The sequence below is a fragment of the Rhizobium sophoriradicis genome, from assembly GCF_003939025.1.
Classification (GTDB): domain Bacteria; phylum Pseudomonadota; class Alphaproteobacteria; order Rhizobiales; family Rhizobiaceae; genus Rhizobium; species Rhizobium sophoriradicis.
Genome location: NZ_RQIH01000004.1, coordinates 98,209 through 120,896, shown reverse-complemented (window position 1 = coordinate 120,896; position 22,688 = coordinate 98,209). Strand labels below are relative to the sequence as shown.

Annotated in this window: 19 protein-coding genes and 1 pseudogene; 11 read left to right on the top strand and 9 right to left on the bottom strand. The window is 62.6% G+C overall.

All coding sequences use genetic code 11. The annotated features are described in order from the left end of the window. Positions 1-51 precede the first annotated feature (51 nt). The 5 genes from kdpB to EFR00_RS07490 all read left to right on the top strand — a co-directional run bounded on the left by kdpB (position 52) and on the right by EFR00_RS07490 (position 6,939). Positions 52-2,112: a potassium-transporting ATPase subunit KdpB gene (gene kdpB, locus EFR00_RS07510; protein WP_077989685.1), complete on the top strand. Its 2,061-nt coding sequence runs from the start codon at positions 52-54 to the stop codon at positions 2,110-2,112. 60 nt (positions 2,113-2,172) lie between these two features. Continuing rightward, complete coding sequence (gene kdpC, locus EFR00_RS07505) at positions 2,173-2,742, top strand: potassium-transporting ATPase subunit KdpC (protein ID WP_009990983.1); 570 nt, start codon at positions 2,173-2,175, stop codon at positions 2,740-2,742. A gap of 291 nt (positions 2,743-3,033) precedes the next feature. Next, a complete protein-coding gene (locus tag EFR00_RS07500) occupies positions 3,034-5,742 on the top strand; it encodes a sensor histidine kinase (RefSeq protein ID WP_077989686.1) in 2,709 nt (902 codons plus the stop codon). After that, positions 5,739-6,431, top strand: a complete 693-nt coding sequence (locus tag EFR00_RS07495) for a response regulator transcription factor (RefSeq protein ID WP_040141106.1) — start codon at positions 5,739-5,741, stop codon at positions 6,429-6,431. The genes EFR00_RS07500 and EFR00_RS07495 overlap by 4 nt, the downstream gene beginning before the upstream one ends. 52 nt (positions 6,432-6,483) lie before the next feature. Continuing rightward, a complete protein-coding gene (locus EFR00_RS07490; RefSeq protein ID WP_077989687.1) occupies positions 6,484-6,939 on the top strand; it encodes a PTS sugar transporter subunit IIA in 456 nt (151 codons plus the stop codon). A 49-nt stretch (positions 6,940-6,988) separates the two neighbouring features. Here the strand turns inward: EFR00_RS07490 and EFR00_RS07485 are convergent, their stop codons facing one another. Continuing rightward, positions 6,989-8,005 carry a porin gene (locus EFR00_RS07485; RefSeq protein ID WP_077989688.1) on the bottom strand — a complete coding sequence of 339 codons (1,017 nt, stop codon included), beginning with the start codon at positions 8,003-8,005 and terminating at the stop codon, positions 6,989-6,991. 359 nt (positions 8,006-8,364) lie between these two features. Here EFR00_RS07485 and EFR00_RS07480 point away from each other — a divergent pair, with 359 nt between their 5' ends. The 5 genes from EFR00_RS07480 (at position 8,365) to EFR00_RS07460 (ending at position 13,214) form a co-directional block, all read left to right on the top strand. Continuing rightward, complete coding sequence (locus EFR00_RS07480; protein ID WP_077989689.1) at positions 8,365-9,390, top strand: sulfate ABC transporter substrate-binding protein; 1,026 nt, start codon at positions 8,365-8,367, stop codon at positions 9,388-9,390. A gap of 8 nt (positions 9,391-9,398) precedes the next feature. Further along, on the top strand, positions 9,399-10,256 hold the full coding sequence (cysT, locus tag EFR00_RS07475) for a sulfate ABC transporter permease subunit CysT (RefSeq protein WP_040111444.1): 858 nt from the start codon (positions 9,399-9,401) through the stop codon (positions 10,254-10,256). Continuing rightward, the gene (gene cysW / locus EFR00_RS07470; RefSeq protein ID WP_040141098.1) at positions 10,246-11,118 is read left to right on the top strand and encodes a sulfate ABC transporter permease subunit CysW; all 873 of its coding nucleotides are present in this window, start codon (positions 10,246-10,248) and stop codon (positions 11,116-11,118) included. The genes cysT and cysW overlap by 11 nt, the downstream gene beginning before the upstream one ends. A 10-nt stretch (positions 11,119-11,128) precedes the next feature. Then, entirely contained in the window at positions 11,129-12,169 is a 1,041-nt protein-coding gene (locus EFR00_RS07465) for a sulfate/molybdate ABC transporter ATP-binding protein (protein WP_040111442.1), read from the top strand. Between the two features lie 229 nt (positions 12,170-12,398). Further along, the gene (locus EFR00_RS07460) at positions 12,399-13,214 is read left to right on the top strand and encodes a cell wall hydrolase (protein WP_040111441.1); all 816 of its coding nucleotides are present in this window, start codon (positions 12,399-12,401) and stop codon (positions 13,212-13,214) included. Between the two features lie 33 nt (positions 13,215-13,247). On the opposite strand, the gene pepT is transcribed toward EFR00_RS07460, so the two are convergent. The 4 genes from pepT to EFR00_RS07440 all read right to left on the bottom strand — a co-directional run bounded on the left by pepT (position 13,248) and on the right by EFR00_RS07440 (position 17,409). Continuing rightward, on the bottom strand, positions 13,248-14,480 hold the full coding sequence (gene pepT, locus EFR00_RS07455) for a peptidase T (protein ID WP_077989774.1): 1,233 nt from the start codon (positions 14,478-14,480) through the stop codon (positions 13,248-13,250). 95 nt (positions 14,481-14,575) lie between these two features. Next, on the bottom strand, positions 14,576-15,634 hold the full coding sequence (locus tag EFR00_RS07450) for an ABC transporter ATP-binding protein (protein ID WP_077989690.1): 1,059 nt from the start codon (positions 15,632-15,634) through the stop codon (positions 14,576-14,578). Between the two features lie 4 nt (positions 15,635-15,638). Then, the gene (locus tag EFR00_RS07445; protein ID WP_040111438.1) at positions 15,639-16,469 is read right to left on the bottom strand and encodes a carbohydrate ABC transporter permease; all 831 of its coding nucleotides are present in this window, start codon (positions 16,467-16,469) and stop codon (positions 15,639-15,641) included. 4 nt (positions 16,470-16,473) lie between these two features. Then, a complete protein-coding gene (locus EFR00_RS07440; protein WP_077989691.1) occupies positions 16,474-17,409 on the bottom strand; it encodes a carbohydrate ABC transporter permease in 936 nt (311 codons plus the stop codon). 40 nt (positions 17,410-17,449) lie between these two features. On the opposite strand from EFR00_RS07440, the pseudogene EFR00_RS34185 reads away from it, so the two are divergent. Beyond that, positions 17,450-17,589, top strand: a pseudogene (locus EFR00_RS34185) (endonuclease domain-containing protein); the annotation flags it as partial. 25 nt (positions 17,590-17,614) lie between these two features. Here EFR00_RS34185 and EFR00_RS07435 read toward each other — a convergent pair. The 4 genes from EFR00_RS07435 to EFR00_RS07420 form a co-directional block, all read right to left on the bottom strand. Next, positions 17,615-18,874, bottom strand: coding sequence for an ABC transporter substrate-binding protein (locus EFR00_RS07435; RefSeq protein ID WP_077989692.1), 1,260 nt, complete (start codon positions 18,872-18,874; stop codon positions 17,615-17,617). 33 nt (positions 18,875-18,907) lie between these two features. Then, entirely contained in the window at positions 18,908-20,077 is a 1,170-nt protein-coding gene (locus EFR00_RS07430) for a PLP-dependent transferase (RefSeq protein WP_077989693.1), read from the bottom strand. Continuing rightward, the gene (locus EFR00_RS07425; RefSeq protein ID WP_077989694.1) at positions 20,074-20,796 is read right to left on the bottom strand and encodes a FadR/GntR family transcriptional regulator; all 723 of its coding nucleotides are present in this window, start codon (positions 20,794-20,796) and stop codon (positions 20,074-20,076) included. The genes EFR00_RS07430 and EFR00_RS07425 overlap by 4 nt, the downstream gene beginning before the upstream one ends. Before the next feature lie 190 nt (positions 20,797-20,986). After that, entirely contained in the window at positions 20,987-22,645 is a 1,659-nt protein-coding gene (locus EFR00_RS07420) for an ABC transporter permease (RefSeq protein WP_077989695.1), read from the bottom strand. Positions 22,646-22,688: the final 43 nt, after the last annotated feature.

Genomic DNA, 22,688 nt, shown 5'->3' with positions numbered 1-22,688 from the left:
CCCTGCATCGCCGTGGTCCTTCGCCATCCTCGTTTCAAGCTGGAGTCTCTTATGAGCCAGGCAACATCCGCGAGCATCGTCGATTCTCGTATCCTCATTCCGGCCGCCGGCGCCGCCTTCAAAAAGCTCGACCCGCGCGCACTCGCCAGAAACCCGGTCATGTTCGTGGTGGCCACGGTTTCGGTACTGACCACCGTGCTTTTCCTGCGCGACCTCGCCGCCGGCAACGGCAATCTCGGCTTCTCCTTCCAGATCAATCTCTGGCTCTGGTTCACCGTGCTGTTTGCCAATTTCGCCGAAGCTGTCGCCGAAGGCCGCGGCAAGGCGCAGGCCGATTCGCTGCGCAAGGCGCGCACCGAAACCCAGGCCAAGCTCTTGACCGGCAATAATGGCAGCGACTACCGCATGGTGCCGGGCACCAGCCTCAAGGTCGGCGATATCGTGCTCGTCGAAGCCGGCGACATCATTCCGTCCGACGGCGAGGTCATCGAAGGTGTCGCCTCCGTCAACGAAGCGGCAATCACCGGCGAATCCGCGCCCGTCATCCGCGAATCCGGCGGCGACCGTTCGGCCGTGACCGGCGGCACGCAGGTACTGTCCGACTGGATCCGCGTGCGCATCACCGCTGCCGCCGGCTCGACCTTCCTCGACCGGATGATTTCGCTGGTCGAAGGCGCTCAGCGCCAGAAGACACCGAACGAGATCGCGCTCAACATCCTGCTTGCCGGCATGACGCTGATCTTCGTGCTCGCCACCGCGACGATCCCGAGCTTTGCCATCTATGCCGGCGGCTCGATCCCGATCATCGTGCTCGTCGCCCTCTTCGTCACCCTGATTCCGACGACGATCGGCGCGCTGCTGTCGGCGATCGGCATTGCCGGCATGGACCGCCTCGTCCGCTTCAACGTGCTCGCCATGTCCGGCCGCGCAGTCGAGGCCGCCGGCGACGTCGACACGCTGCTGCTCGACAAAACCGGCACGATCACGCTCGGCAATCGCCAGGCGACGAGCTTCCGCCCGGTGCGCGGCGTATCCGAACAGGACCTCGCCGACGCCGCCCAGCTTGCCTCGCTTGCCGACGAAACGCCGGAGGGACGCTCCATCGTCGTGCTTGCCAAGGAGAAATATGCGATCCGCGGCCGCGACATGGCGAGCCTCAAGGCGACCTTCGTGCCTTTCACCGCCCAGACCCGCATGAGCGGCGTCGATCTCGAAGGCGCCTCGATCCGCAAGGGTGCGGTCGACACCGTGCTCGCCTATGTCGCCGGTGATGCGCCCTCGAAGAATGGCGGCGAGGTCGTCCGCGAGTTGCAGGCGATCGCCGACGAGGTCGCCAAATCGGGCGGCACGCCGCTCGCCGTTGCCCGCGACGGCCGGCTGCTCGGCATCATCCAGTTGAAGGATATCGTCAAGGGCGGCATCCGCGAACGCTTCACGGAGCTGCGCCGCATGGGCATCCGCACCGTGATGATCACAGGCGACAACCCGCTGACGGCGGCCGCCATCGCCGCCGAGGCCGGCGTCGACGATTTCCTCGCCCAGGCGACGCCGGAGATGAAACTGGCGCTGATGCGGGAGGAACAGGCCAACGGCAAGCTGGTCGCCATGTGCGGCGACGGCACCAACGATGCCCCGGCACTTGCCCAGGCCGATGTCGGAGTCGCCATGAACACCGGCACGGTTGCCGCCCGCGAGGCCGGCAATATGGTCGATCTCGACAGCGATCCGACCAAGCTCATCGAGATCGTCGAGATCGGCAAACAGCTTCTGATGACGCGCGGCGCGCTGACGACATTTTCGATCGCCAACGACATCGCCAAATACTTCGCCATCATCCCGGCGATGTTCCTGACCTTCTATCCGCAGCTCGGCGTGCTCAACGTCATGGGACTGTCGACGCCGCAAAGCGCCATCCTCTCGGCGATCATCTTCAACGCGTTGATCATCATCGCGCTGATCCCGTTGTCCTTGAAGGGCGTGCGCTACCGCCCGATCGGTGCCGGCGCGCTGCTGTCGCGCAACCTGCTGATCTACGGCCTCGGCGGCATCCTCGTCCCCTTCGTCGGCATCAAGGCGATCGACTTGGCCGTCGCAGCCCTCGGCCTCGCTTAGCGGAAGATCCGGTTTCTAACCGGAACCGGTCTCCGCCTGAACTCTCCAAGGAGCAGAACAATGTTGAAAGAATTGCGCCCCGCCGTCGTCATGATCGTCGCCACCACCGTGATCACCGGCCTTCTCTATCCGCTCGCCATGACCGGCGCGGCCCAGGCCCTGTTCCCCACCCAGGCGAACGGCAGCCTCGTCGAGAAAAACGGCCAGGTGATCGGCTCGACGCTGATCGGCCAGGCCTTTACCAGCGACAAATATTTCCACGGCCGACCCTCGGCTGCCGGCGACGGCTACAATGCCGCCGCCTCCGGCGGTTCCAACCTCGGCCCGACCAGCCAGAAACTGATCGACCGGGTCAAGGGCGACTATGAGGCGGCCAAGGCGGAAAACCCGACCGCCGAGGTGCCGGCCGATCTCGTCACCGCTTCGGGCAGCGGCCTCGATCCCGATATTTCGCCGGAGGCCGCCTACTTCCAGGTGGCCCGTGTCGCCAAGGCGCGGAGCCTTGACGAGGCCAAAGTGAAGGCGCTGGTCGACGGCGCCGTTCACCACCGCGAGCTCGGCCTTCTCGGCGAACCCACCGTCAATGTTCTGGCGTTGAACCAGAGGCTTGATGCTTCTATGACTGAGTGAGTTTGGCAAGGTGGGTGCGGGTTTGGCGACGAGGCCAACCCCGCTCTCCGTCATCCTCGGGCTTGACCCGAGGATCCATGCCCGTGGCTGCTGACCGATGCGGTATGGATGCTCGGGTCAAGCCCGAGCATGACGGGGGGCGGGTCGGCACAAGGAACTATTCACGGCTCAGTGCCCGGTTCTGGAAAGCCATCCACCAACTAAACCAACCTATGCCGACCCCCTGACGTGATGAGGGATCGGGAAGCTTGGCGCTTATCCAAGCACAGGCATCTGCAGAAAGAAACACGCATGCCAGACGACAACCGCGACCAGGCCGGCAGGCCCTCGCCCGATGCGCTCCTCGAAAAGGCCCGGGCGGAGACGCGCGGTCGTCTGAAGATCTTTCTCGGCGCTGCTCCCGGCGTCGGCAAGACCTATGAAATGCTGATCTCCGGCCGCGCCAAGATCGCCGACGGGCTCGATGTCGTCATCGGCGTCGTCGAAACCCACGGCCGCAAGGAGACGGAGGCGCTGGTCGCCGGTTTCGAGATCATCCCCCGCGTCGAAATCGACTACAAGGGCCGGGCGCTCGAGGAAATGGATCTCGACGGCATCCTCGCCCGCCGGCCCGATCTCGTTCTGGTCGACGAGCTCGCCCACACCAATGCCGAGGGCAGCCGCCATCCGAAACGCTACCTCGACGTCAAGGAATTGCTCGATCGCGGCATCGACGTCTATACGACACTGAACATCCAGCATGTCGAAAGCCTCAACGACGTCGTCTCGCAGATCACCCGCATCCGCGTGCGCGAGACGGTGCCGGATTCGATCATCGACCTGGCCGACGATGTCGAGATCATCGATCTGACGCCGGACGATCTGATCAAGCGGCTGCATGACGGCAAGGTCTATATGCCTCGCACCGCCGAACGGGCGCTGACCAATTATTTCACGCCGGGCAACCTGACGGCGCTCAGGGAGCTGGCACTGCGCAAGACCGCCCAGCGCGTCGACGACCAGCTGCTGACCCATATGCAGGCTCACGCCATCTCCGGCCCCTGGGCGGCGGGCGAACGCGTCCTCGTCTCGGTCGATCACCACCCGCGCTCGGCCTCGCTGGTGCGCTACGCCGCCCGCATGGCCTCGCGCCTGCGCGCGCCCTGGGCGGCCGTCTATATCGAGACCAGCCGCTCGATCAACCTCAGCGAAGCCGAGCGCGATACGATCGCCTCGACACTGCGGCTTGCCGAACAGCTCGGCGGCGAGGCGATCACCATTCCCGGCCGCGAGGTGGCCGAAGAACTCGTCCGCCATGCCACCGCCAACAACGTCACCCACATCGTCATCGGCGCCCCGAAGAAGCCGACATGGCGTGACTGGTGGGCCCGCTCGATCACCGACGATCTGATCCGCAAGACCGGCGAGATCAGCGTCCACGTCATATCGGGCAACGAGAAGGACGGCACCACCGCGCGCGGCATCAAGGCCGCCGCCACCGCGCCGCAGCTGGATATCAAAGCCTATCTGCTGGCGACCATCTATGTCGCCATCGCGCTCGGCATCAGCATCGTGCTCGACCAGGTGCTTGATGTGCGCAACCTCGCGCTGGTGTTTCTGATGGCGGTGCTGACCTCCGCCGTGCTCCACGGCCTGCGGCCGGCGCTCTACAGCTGCATTCTAGGCGCGCTGTCCTTCAACTTCTTCTTCCTGCCGCCGCGCTACACGCTGACGATCAGCGATCCGGAAAGCGTGCTCGCCTTCTTCTTCTTCCTGGGCGTCGCCATCATCGCCAGCAATCTGACCGCGACCGTGCAGCGCCAGGCGGCGGCCGCCCGGCAGCGGGCGCGCACGACCGAAGACCTCTATCTCTTTTCGAAGAAGCTTGCCGGCACCGGCACGCTTGACGACGTGCTCTGGGCGACCGCCTTCCAGCTCGCCTCGATGCTGAAGGTTCGCGTCGTGCTGCTGCTCCCCGAGGAAGGCAGCATCGCCGTCAAGGCCGGTTATCCGCCCGATGATACGCTCGACGACGCCGATATCGCCGCCGCCCGCTGGGCCTGGGAGCACAATCACGCCGCTGGCCGCGGCGCCGATACCCTGCCCGGCGCAAAGCGCCTTTACGTGCCGCTCAGAACCGGGCGCGCCGCCGTCGGCGTCATCGGCCTCGACAGCGATCGCCGTGACGGGCCGCTGCTGACGCCCGAGCAGCAGCGGCTGCTCGGCGCGCTGGCCGACCAGGCCGCCCTTGCCATCGAACGCGTCCAGCTCGTCGCCGATGTCGACCGGGCAAGGCTTGCGGCCGAGGCCGACCGGCTGCGTTCGGCCCTGCTCACCTCGATCTCGCATGATCTGAAGACGCCGCTCGCCGCCATCCTCGGCGCCGCCGGCACGCTGCGCGATTACTTCGCCTCGATGCCGGAGGAGGATCGCGCCGAGTTGCTTTCCACCGTCGTCGACGAATCGGAGCGCCTCAACCGTTTCATCGCCAATCTGCTCGACATGACCAAGATCGAGTCCGGGGCAATGGAGCCGAACTCTGCGCCGCACTATGCCGGCGATATCGTCGGCACGGCGCTCGCCCGCGCCGCAAAGATCCTCGAGCACCACAAGACCGAGATGAGCATCCCCGCCGAGCTGCCGATGGTGCGGGTTGATCCGGTGCTGTTCGAGCAGGTGATCTTCAACCTGCTCGACAATGCCGCCAAATACGCGCCCGAGGGATCGGTGATCCAGATCGAAGGCTGGGCCGATGCCGACAATGTCGTTGTGCAGGTTTCGGACGAGGGCCCCGGCATCCCGCCGGCCGACCTTGACCGCATCTTCGATACCTTCTACCGGGTGCGCAAGGGCGACCGGGTGCGCGCCGGCACCGGGCTTGGCCTGTCCATCTGCCGCGGCTTCATCGAGGCGATGGGCGGCACGATCACGGCCGGCAACCGACGGGGCCGGCCGGGCGCCGTCTTCACCATCCACCTGCCGAAACCCACCGACATTCCGAAACTGGATGAACTCAAATGACCGGTTCAGCCGTCAAAATTCTCGTCGTCGACGACGAGCCGCCGATCCGCAAGCTGCTCCGCGTCGGCCTGACCGCGCAGGGCTACGAGGTGCAGGAGGCGCCGAACGCCGAAAGCGCCCGCCGGTCGGTCACGGGCGACATGCCCGACCTCGTCGTGCTCGACCTTGGCCTGCCCGACACGCCGGGCCATGACCTCCTGCAGGAGTGGCGCGACGCAGGGCTTGCGATGCCTGTTGTCATCCTGTCCAGCCGCACCGACGAAGCCGGCATCGTCAAGGCGCTGGAAAGCGGCGCCGACGATTACGTCACCAAGCCTTTCGGCATCAACGAGCTCGGTGCCCGCATCCGCGTGGCGCTGCGCCACCGGCTGCAGCAACAGGGGGAAAAGGCGATCTTCCAGACCGGCGGGCTGTCGATCGATCTCGTCAAGCGCATCGTTAAGGTCGATGGTGTGGAACTAAAACTGTCGCCGAAGGAATACGACATCCTGCGCGTGCTCGCCCAGCATGCGGGCAAGGTGCTGACACACCAGTTTCTATTGAAGCAGGTATGGGGGCCGGCGGCCGACGTGCAATATCTGCGCGTTTACATCAGGCAGCTGCGGCAAAAGGTCGAGAAAATTCCGGATCAGCCGCACTATATAACCACCGAGACCGGCGTCGGCTACCGGCTCAGAGAACCGGACTGACATCCCTGCCCTTCCCATTGACGACCTTCGAGCCGACTATATCGAGAATGACATGAACCTTCCCAACATCATCCGGCCGGAACACACTTTCATCGGCGTGTCGGCTCCGACGAAATGGCGGGCGCTGCAGACCATCGCGGACAAGGCAGCCATGGCCCTTTCCGTCGACGCGCAGATCATTCTGAAGGCGCTCGAAACCCGTGAAAAGCTCGGCTCCACCGGGATCGGTAACGGCATCGCCATTCCGCATGCGGCGATCGACGGCATGAGCAGCCCGCGCGGTCTTCTCCTCCGCTTTTCCCGGCCGCTGGATTTCGAGGCGATCGACGATATCCCGGCCGACATCGCCGTCGTGCTGCTTTTCGGGGAGAACAACCGCGGCGAATATCTGAACGTGCTGTCGGCTATCGCGCGGCGGCTGCAATCGGACGGCGTGCTCGCCTCCATGCGCAAGGCAAGGACGGCCGACGAATTCTATTCCGACTTCATCGCCGATTCCGGGGTATGAAAAAGGCGCGGCCCGAAGGCCGCGCCCGGTCGTCTGCAACGAGACGATCTTAGAAATCGCGCTGGAAGCGCAGGAAGCCGAACACTTCGTCGTCGCCTTCGTCCTCATCGTGATATTGCACGCTGAGCTTCGAACGCAGGTCTTCGACGATCTGGTAGTCGATCGTGACACCGGTTGTGTAGGCGCTGCCGCCGGTGAAGCCATTGCCGTCAGCTTCGAGAGCGATGTTTTCGAAGTACTGGAAGCCGGGGGTGACCGACCACTTGTCGTTGATCTTCAGAGCGTATTCGGCTGCGATCGTCCATTCGGACTCTTCGTAGTAGTAGTTGGCGCCGCTTGCCCAGATGCCGGCGATGCCGAGGGTGCCCGGGCCGATGTCGGCATAGATGATACCGCGGACAGCAACTTCACTGGTGTCGGTGTCATAACCGGCAAGCAGGTAAGCGCTGACGGCGCCGGCCTTGTAGGAGACCTGGCCTGCGACACCGAAGTTGTTCGGGCCTTCGCCCGGCTTGGTGGCGTAGTCTTCTTCCAGTTCGTCGACCGAAATGCCGGCCGCGAAAGCGCCAGCCTCGTACTGATAACGGATCGAGTTGTGGGTCGTCTCGTTGCTGGCGAGCGTATCGGTCTCGCCGCTCATGTCGTCATCCCACCAGCTGTAGAGTTTACCAGCGCGGAAGCCGGCAATGTCGATATAGCCTTCATCCAGCAGCGCTTCCTGATCGGAGGCGTTGTCGGCATTGTAACGCAGCGTCATGACGCCGGTCAGCGTGCCGAACTCGGTGTCGTTCTTGGCCTGGAAGGTGACCTGACCGCGCGTCCAGAAGTTTACATCGGAATCGCCGGAGATCTGGTCACCGAAGCGCACTTCGGTACGGATGTAACCGCCGATCGTAAGGCATGTTTCCGTTCCCGGAATATAAAAATAGCCGGTGCCGTAGGCGTCGCAAACGCGAACATATTCCACAGGCTCGGGTTCCGCCGCCACGATGGCGTCGGCTGCGTGTGCTCCGGAGGCCGCGGCAAGGGCGGCAACGGAGGCAAAAAGGATAGTTCTGATATTCATTTTAAGTGGCCCTAACAGGTTTGGAATGCGAGGCGCATTTCAAGGGATGCCCCCACGTAGCGGCCGGCAAATACGACCGCACCGCCGCCATATAGGAATCCGCAAGTGTCATCGCGGCAAAATCCAGGCAGAAATCAGCACTGCCGCCGTCGCTTGTGGAGGAACTGTGGCAGAAAAAACACGGTTCTGCGGCGGGATGGGGGCGAGCGAACGATTGGCCGCGGCCAACTTCGGCGGGTCCATTTCCAAATCGGCCTGTAAATGGAATGACATTCTAACAGACCCACCAAATCTGAAAGACATTTCGTTTCATTATACGACTGACTTGATAGAGTTAAGGCACAAACAGGAGGGTCCCAATGCAGACAAAACGGTTCACCCGGCTTCTCGCGGCCGCGGTCATGGCAGGCAGCTTCGTGGTCGGGAGCATTGCTCCCGTTTTCGCAGATCAGGCGCTGCTTAACGTTTCCTATGATCCGACCCGCGAATTGTACAAGGATTTCAATGCCGCCTTTGCCGCCAAGTGGCAGAAGGACAATGGGGAAACCGTGACGATCAAGGCCTCGCACGGCGGTTCCGGCGCCCAGGCCCGTTCGGTGATCGACGGCCTCGACGCCGACGTCGTCACGCTGGCGCTCGAGGGCGATATCGATGCGATCGCTAAGGCGACCGGCAAGATCCCCGCCGACTGGAAAACCAAGTTCCCGAACAACTCGACGCCCTATACCTCGACGATCGTCTTCCTGGTTCGCAAGGGCAACCCGAAGGGCATCAAGGATTGGGCCGACCTGGTCAAGGACGACGTGCAGGTGATCACGCCGAACCCGAAGACCTCGGGCGGTGCTCGCTGGAACTTCCTCGCCGCCTGGGCATGGGCCAAGCAGGCCAATGGCGGCGACGACGCCAAGGCGCAAGACTATGTGACGAAACTGCTGCAGCATGTTCCGGTCCTCGATACCGGTGCCCGCGGCGCCACGACCACCTTCGTTCAGCGCGGCCTCGGCGACGTGCTGCTCGCCTGGGAAAACGAAGCCTATCTTTCGCTCGAAGAACTCGGCCCCGACCAGTTCGAGATCGTGACGCCGTCATTCTCGATCCGCGCCGACCCGCCGGTCGCGATCGTCGACGGCAATGTAGACAAGAAGGGCACGCGCAAGGTCGCCGAAGCCTATCTCAACTATCTCTATTCGGACGAAGGCCAGAAGATCGCCGCCAAGCATTATTACCGGCCGATCAAGCCCGAAGCTGCCGATCCGGCCGACATTGCCCGCTTTCCGAAGCTGACGCTTGCCACCATCGACGATTTCGGCGGCTGGAAGGAAGCGCAGCCGAAATTCTTCGGTGACGGCGGCGTATTTGACCAAATCTACAAGCTGGCCCAATAATAGACTTCATGAAAGCACATAGCCCCACGCGGTGGCGGTTCAGGCGGCCGAGCGTTATTCCGGGTTTCGGAATGGCGCTCGGCCTTAGCTTGACCTGGCTCACCCTTCTGATCCTCATTCCGCTCTCCGGCCTTGCCGTCCGGTCGAGCGCGCTCGGCTGGGAGAAATTCTGGTCGATCGCGCTCGATCCGCGCACGCTGAATGCGCTGCGCATCAGCTTCGGCAGCGCCTTCATCGCCGCGATCGTCAATGCCGTCTTCGGCATCATCCTCGCCTGGGTGCTGGTGCGCTACCGCTTCCCCGGCAAGCGCGTCATCGATGCGATGGTCGACTTGCCCTTCGCACTGCCGACCGCGGTTGCCGGCATCGCGCTGACGACGCTCTATGCGCCGAACGGCTGGGTTGGCCAATTCCTGACGCCGCTCGGTATCAAGATCGCCTTCACGCCGGCCGGCATCGTCGTGGCGCTGATCTTCGTCGGCCTGCCCTTCGTCGTGCGCACCGTGCAGCCGGTGATGGAGGAAATCGACAAGGAGGTCGAGGAGGCCGCCGCGACGCTCGGCGCCAACCGCTTCCAGACGATTTTCCGCGTCCTGCTGCCGGGGCTGGCGCCGGCCGTGCTCACCGGTTTCGCGCTCGCCTTTGCCCGCGGCGTCGGCGAATATGGTTCGGTCATCTTCATCGCCGGCAACCTGCCGTTCAAATCGGAGATCGCGCCGCTGCTGATCATCATCAAACTCGAAGAATATAATTACGCGGCGGCGACCGGCATTGCAGCGATCATGCTGATCCTCTCCTTCGCCATGCTGCTGGTCATCAACCTCATCCAGAGCTGGAGCAGGCGGAGGTACGGCTATGGCGCTTGATACGACCGGACAATCCGTCAAGCTGCGATCGGTGACGACTGAACACCGGATCGCGCGCTACAGCCTGATCACCCTTTCGCTGGTCTTCCTGCTGCTGATCCTGCTGCTGCCGCTTGCCGCCGTCTTCGTCGAGGCCTTCCGCAAGGGAGCCGGCCCCTTCATCGAAGCGCTGCAGGATGCCGAAACCTTTTCGGCGATCCGGCTGACGCTGATCGTCGCCGGCGTCAGCGTGCCGCTCAACCTCGTCTTCGGGATCGCCGCCGCCTGGGCGATCGCCAAATTCGAGTTCAAGGGCAAGGCGTTTCTCACGACGCTGATCGACCTGCCCTTCTCCGTCTCCCCCGTCATCTCAGGCCTGGTCTTCGTGCTTCTGTTCGGCGCCAACACCTGGCTTGGCCAGTGGCTCAGCGCCAACGACATCAAGATCCTGTTCGCCGTGCCCGGACTGATCCTCGCGACGATGTTCGTCACCTTCCCCTTCGTCGCCCGCGAACTGATCCCGCTGATGCAGGAACAGGGAACGGCCGACGAGGAGGCAGCCCTTTCGCTCGGCGCCAGCGGCTGGCAGACCTTCTGGCATGTGACGCTGCCGAACATCAAATGGGGCTTGCTCTACGGCGTGCTGCTGTGCAACGCCCGCGCCATGGGCGAGTTCGGCGCCGTTTCGGTGGTCTCGGGCCATATTCGCGGCCAGACCAACACCATGCCGCTGCAGGTCGAGATTCTCTATAACGAATATAATTTCACCGGCGCTTTTGCCGTGGCCACGCTTTTGGCCTTGCTCGCGCTCGTGACTCTTGTTTTGAAGACGCTGCTGGAAATGCGGTACAGCGCGGAAATTTCCGCCAGCCGGCGGCACTGAAGGATTTGCAATGGAAGTACGCGTTCAAAACATTCGCAAGGAATTCGAGCGATTTCCGGCACTGCACGATGTCTCGCTCGGCATCCGCTCCGGCGAGCTGATCGCCCTGCTCGGTCCTTCGGGTTCCGGCAAGACGACATTGCTGCGCCTGATCGCCGGCCTGGAAAGCCCCACGGAGGGGCAGATCTTCTTCGGCGACGAGGACGCCTCGAAGAAATCAGTGCAGCAGCGCAATATCGGCTTCGTCTTCCAGCACTATGCTCTGTTCCGCTACATGACGGTGCTCGACAACGTCTCCTTCGGGTTGAGGGTCAGAAAAGGCGCACGGCGTCCTGCCAAGGCCGACATCCGCCGGCGGGCGTTGGAGCTGCTCGACCTCGTGCAGCTTTCCGGCCTTGAAACACGTTATCCCGCGCAGCTTTCCGGCGGCCAACGCCAGCGCGTGGCGCTCGCCCGCGCCATGGCCGTCGAGCCGAACGTGCTGCTGCTTGATGAACCCTTCGGCGCGCTCGACGCTCAGGTGCGCAAGGACCTGCGCAAATGGCTGCGCGAAATCCACGACCGCACCGGCCACACGACCGTCTTCGTCACGCACGACCAGGACGAGGCGCTGGAGCTTGCCGACCGCGTCGTCGTCATGAGCCAGGGCGCGATCGAACAGGTCGGCACGCCTGACGAGGTCTACGACAACCCTAACTCGCCCTTCGTCTTCGGCTTCATCGGCCAGTCGAATTGCCTGCAGGTCGAAATCGCAGACGGCGACATCCGCTTCGAAGGCCGCTCGCTCGGCCTCAATGCCGAGGGTGAGCCCGATGGGCCTGCGCAGCTCTACTTCCGCCCGCATGACGTCAGGCTCTGCGAATCGGCGGAAAACTGCATTGTCGGGCAACCGGTCTCCAGCCGCCGCGTGGCCGGCACGCGCCATATCGAACTCGATATCGGCAACGATCGCCCGCACATCGAAATCGAGCTGCCGCCGAGCGAGGCCGACCGGCTCGATCGCCACCGGGTGGCGTTTAAGCCGACCCGCTGGAAGCTGTTTCGCAGCTGACCGGATCAGGGGAAAAGAGGGCGGCCGCAGTTTGCGCTGCTGCATAATTCGTTAAATTTTCGGAATTATGCAGCAGTCAATCGGAGACTCGCCGACGAGATCGCTTGTGGCGAGAGTCGATTTTGGTATTTGTTATCTCTGGTTGTTTGTATTTCAGTCATATGACGAGTAAAAGTTTTTTCGCGTTAATCATAAAGGGCTGGACTAATCCCATAGGAGGCACTTGGCGTTGAGGGCGGAGATTTCCTTTGGAAAATCCCTGATCGGGATTTTATTCGTAGGACTGGCGGCCGCGGGCTGCACCACAACACCGAAGCCGGCGACGACGGCGGCCAAGACCAAGGTTCAACCGACGAAAGTCGCTTTCAATTATACGGCAAAAGATCGCGATTGCCTGAAGCGTGCGATGTATTTCGAATCGCGGCATTCCGATGAAGACGGCTATCTCGCCGTCGGCACCGTCGTCATGAACAGGCTGACGTCCGGCGCCTATCCTCAATCGATCTGTGGTGTCGTCGCCCAGGAGCGGCAGTTTGCGCCCGGCGTCATGACCCGCGAGGTCAAGCCGCAGGCTGAACCTGAGCTTGCCACCGCGGCCGATGCGATCCTGCTGAAGGGCGCGCGCCATCCGGCGGTGAAGGATGCGATGTTCTTCCACACCGACGGGCTGAAATTCCCCTACGACAACATGCATTATGTGACGGTCGCCGGCGGCAACGCCTTCTACGAGAAGCGCGACTCCAACGGCATGCTCGAAACGCCGCCGCCGCTGCCCTCCTATGAAGTGGCGATGAATTACGTCCCCGGCGAAAGCATGCTGCCGCCGCAATTTGAGGCGCTGATCCCCTCGGCCGTCCCCGTTCCTTTGCCGGCGCCTGATCCCATGGCCACGGCGAGCACGGCACCGATGCGGATAACGGCGCCGGTGACCCAGCCGGAAACCTCGATCGTGCCTGAGCCGGGCATGCCGGTCGCCATTCCCACGCCCCGCCCCGCCTATGACAGCGTTATGTTGCGCGGAAGCGTTGCGGCGAACGGCGGCTAACCCGCCATTGTGATGTCTCCGCGAAAGAGCGCCTTAAGCGCGCTCTTCCCAGACCCGCGCAAGCTCAACGATGGTTTTGACGGCCTTTTCCATATCCTGGCGGCTCACCCATTCGAGCGGCGAATGGAAGGCATGGCCGCCGGCGAAGATGTTCGGGCACGGCAGGCCCATGAAGGAGAGGCGCGAGCCGTCCGTTCCGCCGCGGATGCTGCCGCGCACCGGCGTCATGCCGGCCCGGCGCACGGCTTCAAGCGCGTTTTCGACGATCTCCGGGTGACCGTCGAGCACCACCTTCATGTTGCGATACTGCTCCGTCACCTCAAAATGAAAGCTCGAGCCGGGATAGGCAGCCATGACCTCCTTGACGATAGCTTCGAGCATGGCCTCCTTTTCAATCAGCCCCTCCTCGGTAAAATCGCGGATGATAAAGCTCAGCGACGCCTTTTCCATCGAGCCGGTCACGCCGACCGGATGAATGAAGCCCTGCTTTCCCTCGGTGGTCTCCGGTGCCACGTCCTTCGGCAGCCTATCGATGATGGCGCCGGCGATCTTGATGGCGTTTTCCATGCGGTCCTTGGCGAAGCCCGGATGGATCGCCACGCCTGAGATGCCGATCTCGACGCCGTCGGCCGAAAAGGTCTCGTCCTCGATATGGCCGGCCGTCTCGCCGTCCATCGTATAGGCGAAGTCGGCGCCGAGTTTCTTCAAATCGACCTTGTTGACGCCGCGGCCGACCTCCTCGTCGGGCGTGAACAGGATCTTGATCGTCCCGTGCCGGATATCGGGATTGTCGACGAGGATCTGGGCCGCGGTCATGATTTCCGCCAGCCCGGCCTTGTCGTCGGCGCCGAGCAATGTCGTGCCGTCAGTGGTGACGATGTCATTGCCGATCTGATTGTTGAGCTCGGGATGCTCGGCGACGCGGATCACCCGGCTTGGATCGCCTGACAGTTCGATATCGCCGCCGGCATAGTTCCGGACGATCTGCGGCTTGACTTTGGCGCCTGTGAAATCGGGCGCCGTATCCATATGCGAGCAGAAACAGATGACCGGCACCGGCTTGTCGCTATTTCCAGGAATGGTCGCATAGACATAACCGTGTTCGTCCAGATGCGCGTCCGCAAGGCCGATCTTCAAAAGTTCATCGACCAGGAGCCGGCCGAGATCTTTCTGCTTTTCGGTGGTCGGCTGCGTCGACGAGGCGGGATCGGATTGGGTGTCGATCACGACGTAACGGAGAAAGCGGTCGAGAACAGTGTCGGTCATATCAATCCAATCCAGCGAGATCACCCCAGTGGTATAGCCCGCACGGCCGACGCGGCAAAAGATTTTTCCGCCCGCAGCGGGTGAGGATTGACCGTTCAGCCGACACGCTTTCCTTCGGCATCGAACACATGCAGGTACTGGGGCGGAAAAGCCACGTTGACCGTCGGGCCTGCCTTCAGCGCCTCGCGGTCCAATGTGAAGATCTTGAACGGCAGGCCGTGCAGGGCAAGGTGCAGGATAATGCCGAAGCCGGTAGGTTCGACGAGCTCGACGTCGGTGGCAAGCCCCGCGCCGTCATTCGTCATCGGCACATGCTCCGGCCTGATGCCGAGCGTCACCTTGGCACCATCCGCCAGCGGCAGCGGCTTTGCAAGCGGCACGACCGTGCCGTCCTTCAGCCTCACACCACCTGCTTCATAGGTGGCGTCGAGAAAATTCATCCCCGGCGAACCGATGAAGCCGGCGACGAAGAGATTGGCGGGGCGGTCATAGAGTTCCAACGGGCTGCCGACCTGCTGGACGACCCCGCCATGCATGGCGACGATCCGGTCCGCCAGCGTCATCGCCTCGATCTGGTCATGGGTGACATAGATCGAGGTCGCCTTCAGCTCGCTGTGCAGTTTCTTGATTTCGGCCCGCATCTGTTCGCGCAGCCGCGCATCGAGGTTGGACAGCGGCTCGTCGAACAGAAATGCCTTCGGCTGGCGCACAATGGCGCGGCCCATGGCGACGCGCTGGCGCTGGCCGCCGGAAAGCGCCTTCGGCCTGCGTTCGAGCAGCGGATCGAGGCCGAGCTTGGCGGCGGCTGCGGAGACGGCACTGGCGATCTTCTCCTTGGCCGTCTTCCGCAGCCTCAGGCTGTAGCTCATATTACCGGCGACATTCATATGCGGATAGAGCGCATAGGACTGGAAGACCATGGCGATGTCGCGGTCTTTCGGATGCCGCTCGTTTACTCTGGCGCCGGCAATACGGATTTCACCCGATGTGACATCCTCCAGCCCGGCAATCATGCGCAAGAGCGTGGACTTGCCGCAGCCGGAGGGGCCAACCAGCACGACGAATTCGCCGTCCCGGATTTCGAGGTCGACGCCGTGCAGCACCTGCACATGGCCATAGGCTTTGCGGATATTCTGGATATCGATCGATGCCATTTGTTTAACCCTTGACCGCGCCGGCCGTCAGGCCCTGGACGAGATAACGCTGGATGAGCAGGAAAAAGAGGCCGGCCGGAATGAGCGCCATGACGCCCGCCGCCATCATCTGCCCGAAATCCACCGAGAATTTCGAGACGAAGGTGAGAAGCCCGACCGGAAAGGTCGCTGCATCGTTGCCGTTGATCAGCATCAGCGCGAAGAGCAGCTCGCTCCAGGCGGCGGTGAAGACGAAGCCGAGGGTGGCGGCGATGCCAGGCAGCGTCAGCGGCAATATGATCTGCCGGAAGGCGGTGAATTGCGTCGCCCCGTCGATCATCGCCGCCTCTTCCAAATCCTTGGGGATTCCGTCGAAGAAGGACTGCATCAGGAAGGTGGCGAAAGGCACGTTGAAGGCGGTGTAGACGATGACGAGGCCGGTCAGGCTGTTGGTCAGATGTAAGGGCGACAGAATCTTGAAGATCGGCGCGACTAGCATCACTAGCGGGAACATCTGGGTGAGCAGCATCAAGGCGACGATCCAGTATTTCGCCCGGAAATTGAAGCGCGACAGGGCATAGCCGGAGAGCGAGGCGCAGACCGTCACCGTTACCGCCGTCGAGGCCGAGACGATCAGGCTGTTCTTGAAGAAGGTCGGAAAGGCGCTGTGCTGCAGCACGAAGGCATAGTGATCCCAGCTCGTGCGCGACGGCCACATGCGCACGCCTTCGCTATAAAGCAGGTCATTCGGCGTGACCGAGACCTTCAGCAGCCAGAACAGCGGAAAGAGCGCGAAGGCGATGTAGCAGAGGATCGCCAGGCGGTGCGCGATGGTGGGAACGGCGGATCGTCTCATCGGCTCAATCCTTGTTCAGCAGTGTCTGCCGCAGCAGGATGATCAGCATCGAATAGGTCAAGAGCAGTGCCAGCAGCACCAGTGCGATCGCCGAGGCATAACCGAAATCGAGCCGCTTGAACGCCGTTGTGAAGATATAGCTGGCGACGATCTGCGTGCGGTCTGCCGGCCCGCCATTGGTCATGACGACGATCAGATCGGCGAAATTGGAGATCCAGACGGTGCGCAGGAGCACGGTGATGGCGATGGTCGGCGCCAGAAACGGCAGGGTGATCGAGCGGAAACGCTGGAACCAGCCGGCGCCGTCGATCGACGCCGCCTCGTAAAGGTCGCGCGGGATCGCCTGAAGGGCGGCCAGCAGCGTGATGGCGAAGAAGGGAATGCCCCACCAGACATTGGCAACGATCGGCCCCCACATCGCATAGTTGGGGTCGGAAAGGATATTGCCCGGCTCATGCATCAGCCCGAGCGCAAAAAGCCAGTGCGGAATCGGCCCGATGACGGGATTGAACAGCCAGGCCCAGTTGAGGCCGGCGAGAAAGGACGGCACAGCCCAGGGCAGGAAGACCAGCGCCTGGGCGATCGCCCGGCCCTTAAACGGCTTGTCGAGCAGCAGCGCCAGGATGAGCCCGAAGACGAACTGCAGGACGACGGAGGCGCCGGTCCACCAGAGCGTGTTCCTCAGCGCCCCGTAGAAGGCGGCATCCGTAGAAAGCTCGCGGAAATGATCGAGCCCGACGAAACCGCCGGAAAAGGGATTGAGCAGCTGGATATCGCGAAAGGCGTAGGAGAGACCCAATGTCAGCGGCACCAGCATGACCGCGATGATCAGGATCAGTGACGGGGCGCTGTAGAGATAGGGCTCCGAAGCATCGGCAAGACGACGCAGCCACGGCCTGCGGTCGCGACGCATGTCGAGCATATCGGCGGAAATGGTCATCGGATTGCAGTTTCCATCGTCTTACCGGTTCGAAATCGTGATGTTTCTGAATGGAGAGACCGGAGCCCCCTCATCCGACCCTACGGGCCACCTTCTCCCCGCTGGGGAGAAGGGGAATGCGGCGCCGCCACGAGTCTCTTCTCCCCAGCGGGGAGAAGGTGCCGGCAGGCGGATGAGGGGCTTCAATCGCAAAGCCCCCTATCTTTTACTTCTTACTCAGAAACTTCTGCTGCGCCTTGGTCAGATAGTCTGCCCACTGGTCCGCCAGATCCTTGGCCGAGATATCGCCGAGCAAGGCCTGCTGCGAGGTCTTGATCGCCAGCGAATCCTTGAAGAAGGCGAATTCCTCGAGATAGGTCGGCATCACAGTCGGCACCGTGTTCGGGTCCGCCAGTTCCTCGAACCAGCCCTTGAACTGATCACCGGCGTAGAAGGGATCCTTCTCGGCCGACGTATAGGCCGGCAGGGCGCCGATGCGCTTGTTCCATTCGAGATTGCCTTCCGGCCCCTCGAGGGTGGCGATCAGCTTCCAGGAGAGATCCTTGTTGGCGCTGGTCGAAAACATCGACCAGCCGCCGTAACCGATGGTCGGGAAGGACTTGCCGTCGGGCCCCTTCGGCAGCGGCGCGACGCCGAAATCCTCCTTCTTCATGCGCTCGGCGATGGCGATCAGCGCATCCGGATCCTGGTCGAGGAAGGCGCAGGTGCCGGAATAGAAGCCGGCGACGACTTCATTGAAGCCCCAGTTGACGCTGTCCTTCGGCGCATAACCTTTCTTGTAGAGGTCGACCATCCATTCGATGCCCTTGGACCAGCCGGGGCTGTTCATCGTTGAGGTGCCGTCCTCGTTAAAGTACTTGTTCGAGCCGGCCATCGTGGCGGCAAAGATCATCCAGCCGTTGAGGCCGCCCGGCCCGCCGCGCATGCAGTAGCCATATTTGCCCGGCAGCTTCGAGACCTTTTCCGAAGCGGCAGTGAATTCGTCCAGCGTCTTCGGCGGCTCGGCGACGCCGGCTTCGGCGAGCAACTTCTTGTTGTAGAACATCGCCCTCAAATAGAAGCCGTATGGCAGCATATAGGCGGTATTCTTGACGTCGCGGCCGAGTTCGAGGGCGCGCGGCGTCAGCTCCTTGGTGTGCTCCCACTTTTCGAGATAGGGCTCGAGGCTTTCGAGCATGCCGTTATTGGCATAGAGCGACAACCAGGTATCGGGCATCTCCATCACATCGGGCACGTCGCCCGCCGACACCATGGTCGCGAACTTCTGGAAGGCTTCGTTCCAGGGCAGCGAGATGATGTCGACCTTGGTGCCGGGGTTGGCGGCCTCGAACTTGCCGACAATCGATTTCAGCGTTTCGGTGCGCTCCGGGCTGGTGATGACTTCGACGAGCTTCAGCGTGGTATCGGCAAAGGCCGTGCCAGCCATCATCGAAGCGAAGAGCGTCGAGATTATTAGTTTTTTCATGCTCAGTTCCCCCTTTTCGGTTTCTCTCGGGTTTCAGGATTCCGAGGCGGCCAGCGCCTCCTCGATGTCTCTCCACAGCGCCTCGGTTCCTTCGAGGCCGACATGGAGGCGTACGGATCGCGCATGGATGCCGAAGGTTTGCGCGGAATTCGGCTGTGCCTTCTGTTGCAGCACCACCTCGCCCGGTACGATCAGGCTTTCATGCCCACCCCAGCTTACTCCCAATTTGAAGAGCTTGAGATGGTCGGCGAAGGCGCGGATGTCGACGCCCTCGCGGAAGATGAAGGAAAACAGGCCCGAGGTGCCTTTGAGCCCGGCGGGCAGACGGTTGGCGAGCCCGGGATGGCAGACCGTCTCGACCACCTCGAGCCGCTGCAGGCGCCTGGCGATTTCCAGCGCCGAGGCCTCATGCGCCTTCATGCGCAGCGGCAGCGTGCGCAGGCCGCGGATCAGCAGCCAGGCGTCGAAGGGCGAAAGCTTGCCGCCGAGATAGGGATAGGCCTCGGCCTTGATGCGGGCGATCATTTCCTTCGAACCGGCGACCACGCCCGCCACCACATCGCTGTGGCCACCGAGATATTTCGAGGCCGAATGGATGACGAGATCGACGCCGAGCGTCAGCGGCCGCTGGAAAAACGGGCTTGCCCAGCTGTTGTCGATCATCGAGAGGACGCCGTGCCGCCTGGCAAGGGCTGCGAGCGCACCGACGTCATGCGCCTCCATCACCCAGCTCGTCGGGCTTTCCAGGTAGAGGAGTTTGGCACCGGGCAACGCCGCGGCGACCGCCTCCTCGTCGCGCCCGTCGACATAGGTCACCTCGATCTTCATCCGCTTCAGGATGGTGCCGAACAGGCGGAAGGCATCGGGATAGACATGTTTGACGGCGACGATGCGATCGCCCGGCTCGACGAAGCTCAAAACCGCCGATGAGATCGCCGCCATGCCGCTCGCAAAACCCAGCGCATCCTCCGCGCCCTCGAGCTTGGCCAGCATCTCCTCGAAAGCGCGCACCGTCGGGTTCAGCCCGCGCGTATAGGTCGGCCGCACCTTCTCGCCGCGATAGACGGTAATCATCTCGTCATAATCGGAAAAGGTGAAAAGCGAGGTCTGGAAAATCGGCGGCACGACGGCGTCGGCGAAATTGCCGTCGTCGTGGGCTGTGATGAGGGAGGCAAGATCGAACGGGTCTGCGCCACTGCTCATTTGGACATTTCCTTGATGTCTTCTTCGACGATGTCGAGAATTTTCAATGTTTCCGCCCGCGCCGCCTCGGCATCCCCGGCGGCAATGGCGTTAAAAAGGGTGCGGTGAAAGGGAAAGGACCGGCGGGCGAAATCCTGCCGGTCGAAGGGATGCTCCCAGAAGCGCTCGAAGGTTTCGCGCATCTGCTCGAGCAGCTGGCGAAACAGCGGATTGTGAGTGGCGTCGTAGACGGCGAGATGGAAGGCCAGATCCTCCGGTCCCGAGGTGCCCTTCTCCAGGTGCACCCGCTCCATCGCGTTGAGTTTTTCCTCGATGACGATGAGGTCCTTGGCCGTGCGCCGCCGCGCCGCTACCATGCCCGCCTCGCATTCGATGCCACGGCGAACCTGCAGCGTCTGCAGCAGCGCGTCGCGCAGGTGCGCCGCATCGAAAGACAGCGGCATGTGGATCGTCGCCCTGGAAACGGGCTTCAACAGATAGGTGCCGCTGCCCTTGCGCGTCTCGATGACGCCGAGCGCCTGGAAATGCCGGATCGCCTCGCGAATGGTCGAACGCCCGACGGCAAGTGCGGCCATCAGTTCACGCTCGGCCGGCAGCCGGTCCCCCGCCTGCAGCCGCGCTTCTTCGACATAATCCGCCAAGGCATCGGTCACCTGCCGCGCCCGATCCATGACGGGAAGCGGCCGGATCACCGGCCTGTCGCTACGATTTGCCTTCATGGTTCCCCATTTTCTTCTAGGCAGTCGTCAAATTGGTCTGACATCTTAGCATTTCGCAAACGGCGGGAGTCGTCAAGTCGGCGACGTCGATTTCTGGAAATCGCGCACGTCTCATCAATCTCGGAAGCGATCTTCCGCCGCCCTGACCGTCGTTCTGACTGAGCTTTGCCTGAAGGTCGTGGTCGGCCGGCTAGCGGATGCGTCCGATCCGCGACAGCAGAATGGCCGGCAGAATGCCGATCAGCACAATGGCGAGCGCGGCAATCGAGGCCTCTTCGTAAGTGCCTCTCGCAGCCTCGCCATAAAGATGGGTTGCGAAAGTCTCGACATTGAGAGGCCGCAGGAGGAGCGTCGCCGGCAACTCTTTCACACAATCGACGAAGACCAGCAGGGCGGCAGCCGAGATTGCCGCCTTCGAGAGCGGCAAATGCACGTATCGCAGCGTGCCTGCGGTCGACTGCCCCAGCGAACGCGAAGCATGATCAAGCGACAGGGAAATGCGCGAGAGACCGGCTTCTATGCCGCCGGCGGAGATGGCCAGAAACCGCACGATAAGCGCATATATGACGGCAGCGCCCGATCCCATAAGGAGCAGGCCAGTTGACACGCCAAACAGGGAAAGCGCGGCGCGATCGATAAACTGATCGAACCCGGCAAGAACGGTTAGCACGCCGATGGCGACCACGGTCCCGGGAGCAGCGTAACCCATTGTCGAACAGCGCAGGAGCCAGGAGGACGGCTGTCCCGGGCGCAGGCGGGTCGCGTAGGCAGCGAGAAGCCCAAGGATGACGGTCGCCGTTGTCGCCAAAGTAGCGATAACCAGCGTATTCACGGCCTCATCGATGATGCGGGGGGATATGCCGGCGAAGCGATAGCGTTTTGCCGCTTCGATCAGGAGATAGAGCGCGGGCGCGGCGAAGCCGAGGATGACCGGCAGAAGACCGCCGAGAAATAGCAGTATGCCTTTTGGCAAGGACACCCGCCGCGGCTGGAAACGCCGCATCCGGCGAACATCGATCGAGTAGCGCTGCTTGCGTCGCGCCCATCGCTCCACCGCAACAATCGCGACGACGATGAGAAGAAGGGCAAGGGCGATCTGCGCCGCTCCCGACAAATCGGAGCGGGTGATCCAGGTCGTGTAGATGGAAACGGTGATCGTCCGGACACCGAGGAACTCGGCGGCGCCGATATCGTTCAAGGTTTCCATCAGAGCAAGGCTGATACCCACGGCAACGGCCGGGCGGGCGAGCGGCAGGGCGATCTGCCAGAAGACCGCGCGGCGAGATGTGCCCAGCGTGCGGGCCGCATCGACGAGATTACCGGATTGGGTGAGGAACATCGCGCGGGTTGGGATGTAGACATAGGGATAGAGCACGATTCCGAGAAGCAGGATGCAGCCGGCCATGGAACGGACGTCCGGAAGGCGAAACTGGCGCGGGCTCTCGTAGCCGAGCAGCCAGCGCACGGCATCCTGCACCGGACCGATCGGATGCAGTATATCCAGATAGGCATAGGCGACGATGTAGGTCGGAACGGCAAGCGGCAGAAGCAGCATCCATTCCAGAGCACGCCTGCCGGGAAAATCATAGGCCGTCACCAGCCATGCCGTCGTCGTGCCGACCACAGCAGTGATGACCCCGACGCCGGCAAGGAGGATGACGGTGTCGACAAGCGCGACGGGAAGGACGGTCGAGAAAAGATGCCCCCAAAGACCCGCCGAGCCCTTCGAGGCTTCGAAAAGCAATCCCCCGATCGGCAGAATGGCAATGAGGGCGATCGTAGCGGCAATTGCCAGCCATGCGCTGCCAGGGCGCTTTGCAGAGCGGGCGGGCGCCTGGCTGGGAAACATCACTCGATCCATTCTCGGGAAGGAAGGCGCCTTTGATCGGCGC

Coding starts and splice junctions, on each gene's coding strand:
- EFR00_RS07465 (WP_040111442.1), top strand. CDS start 11,129: ATGGAAGTACGCGTTCAAAACATTCGCAAGGAATTCGAGCGATTTCCG.
- EFR00_RS07500 (WP_077989686.1), top strand. CDS start 3,034: ATGCCAGACGACAACCGCGACCAGGCCGGCAGGCCCTCGCCCGATGCG.
- EFR00_RS07450 (WP_077989690.1), bottom strand. CDS start 15,634: ATGGCATCGATCGATATCCAGAATATCCGCAAAGCCTATGGCCATGTG.
- EFR00_RS07490 (WP_077989687.1), top strand. CDS start 6,484: ATGAACCTTCCCAACATCATCCGGCCGGAACACACTTTCATCGGCGTG.
- EFR00_RS07430 (WP_077989693.1), bottom strand. CDS start 20,077: ATGAGCAGTGGCGCAGACCCGTTCGATCTTGCCTCCCTCATCACAGCC.
- cysW (WP_040141098.1), top strand. CDS start 10,246: ATGGCGCTTGATACGACCGGACAATCCGTCAAGCTGCGATCGGTGACG.
- EFR00_RS07425 (WP_077989694.1), bottom strand. CDS start 20,796: ATGAAGGCAAATCGTAGCGACAGGCCGGTGATCCGGCCGCTTCCCGTC.
- EFR00_RS07480 (WP_077989689.1), top strand. CDS start 8,365: ATGCAGACAAAACGGTTCACCCGGCTTCTCGCGGCCGCGGTCATGGCA.
- EFR00_RS07435 (WP_077989692.1), bottom strand. CDS start 18,874: ATGAAAAAACTAATAATCTCGACGCTCTTCGCTTCGATGATGGCTGGC.
- pepT (WP_077989774.1), bottom strand. CDS start 14,480: ATGACCGACACTGTTCTCGACCGCTTTCTCCGTTACGTCGTGATCGAC.
- EFR00_RS07440 (WP_077989691.1), bottom strand. CDS start 17,409: ATGACCATTTCCGCCGATATGCTCGACATGCGTCGCGACCGCAGGCCG.
- EFR00_RS07485 (WP_077989688.1), bottom strand. CDS start 8,005: ATGAATATCAGAACTATCCTTTTTGCCTCCGTTGCCGCCCTTGCCGCG.
- EFR00_RS07495 (WP_040141106.1), top strand. CDS start 5,739: ATGACCGGTTCAGCCGTCAAAATTCTCGTCGTCGACGACGAGCCGCCG.
- kdpC (WP_009990983.1), top strand. CDS start 2,173: ATGTTGAAAGAATTGCGCCCCGCCGTCGTCATGATCGTCGCCACCACC.
- cysT (WP_040111444.1), top strand. CDS start 9,399: ATGAAAGCACATAGCCCCACGCGGTGGCGGTTCAGGCGGCCGAGCGTT.
- EFR00_RS07420 (WP_077989695.1), bottom strand. CDS start 22,645: ATGTTTCCCAGCCAGGCGCCCGCCCGCTCTGCAAAGCGCCCTGGCAGC.
- kdpB (WP_077989685.1), top strand. CDS start 52: ATGAGCCAGGCAACATCCGCGAGCATCGTCGATTCTCGTATCCTCATT.
- EFR00_RS07445 (WP_040111438.1), bottom strand. CDS start 16,469: ATGAGACGATCCGCCGTTCCCACCATCGCGCACCGCCTGGCGATCCTC.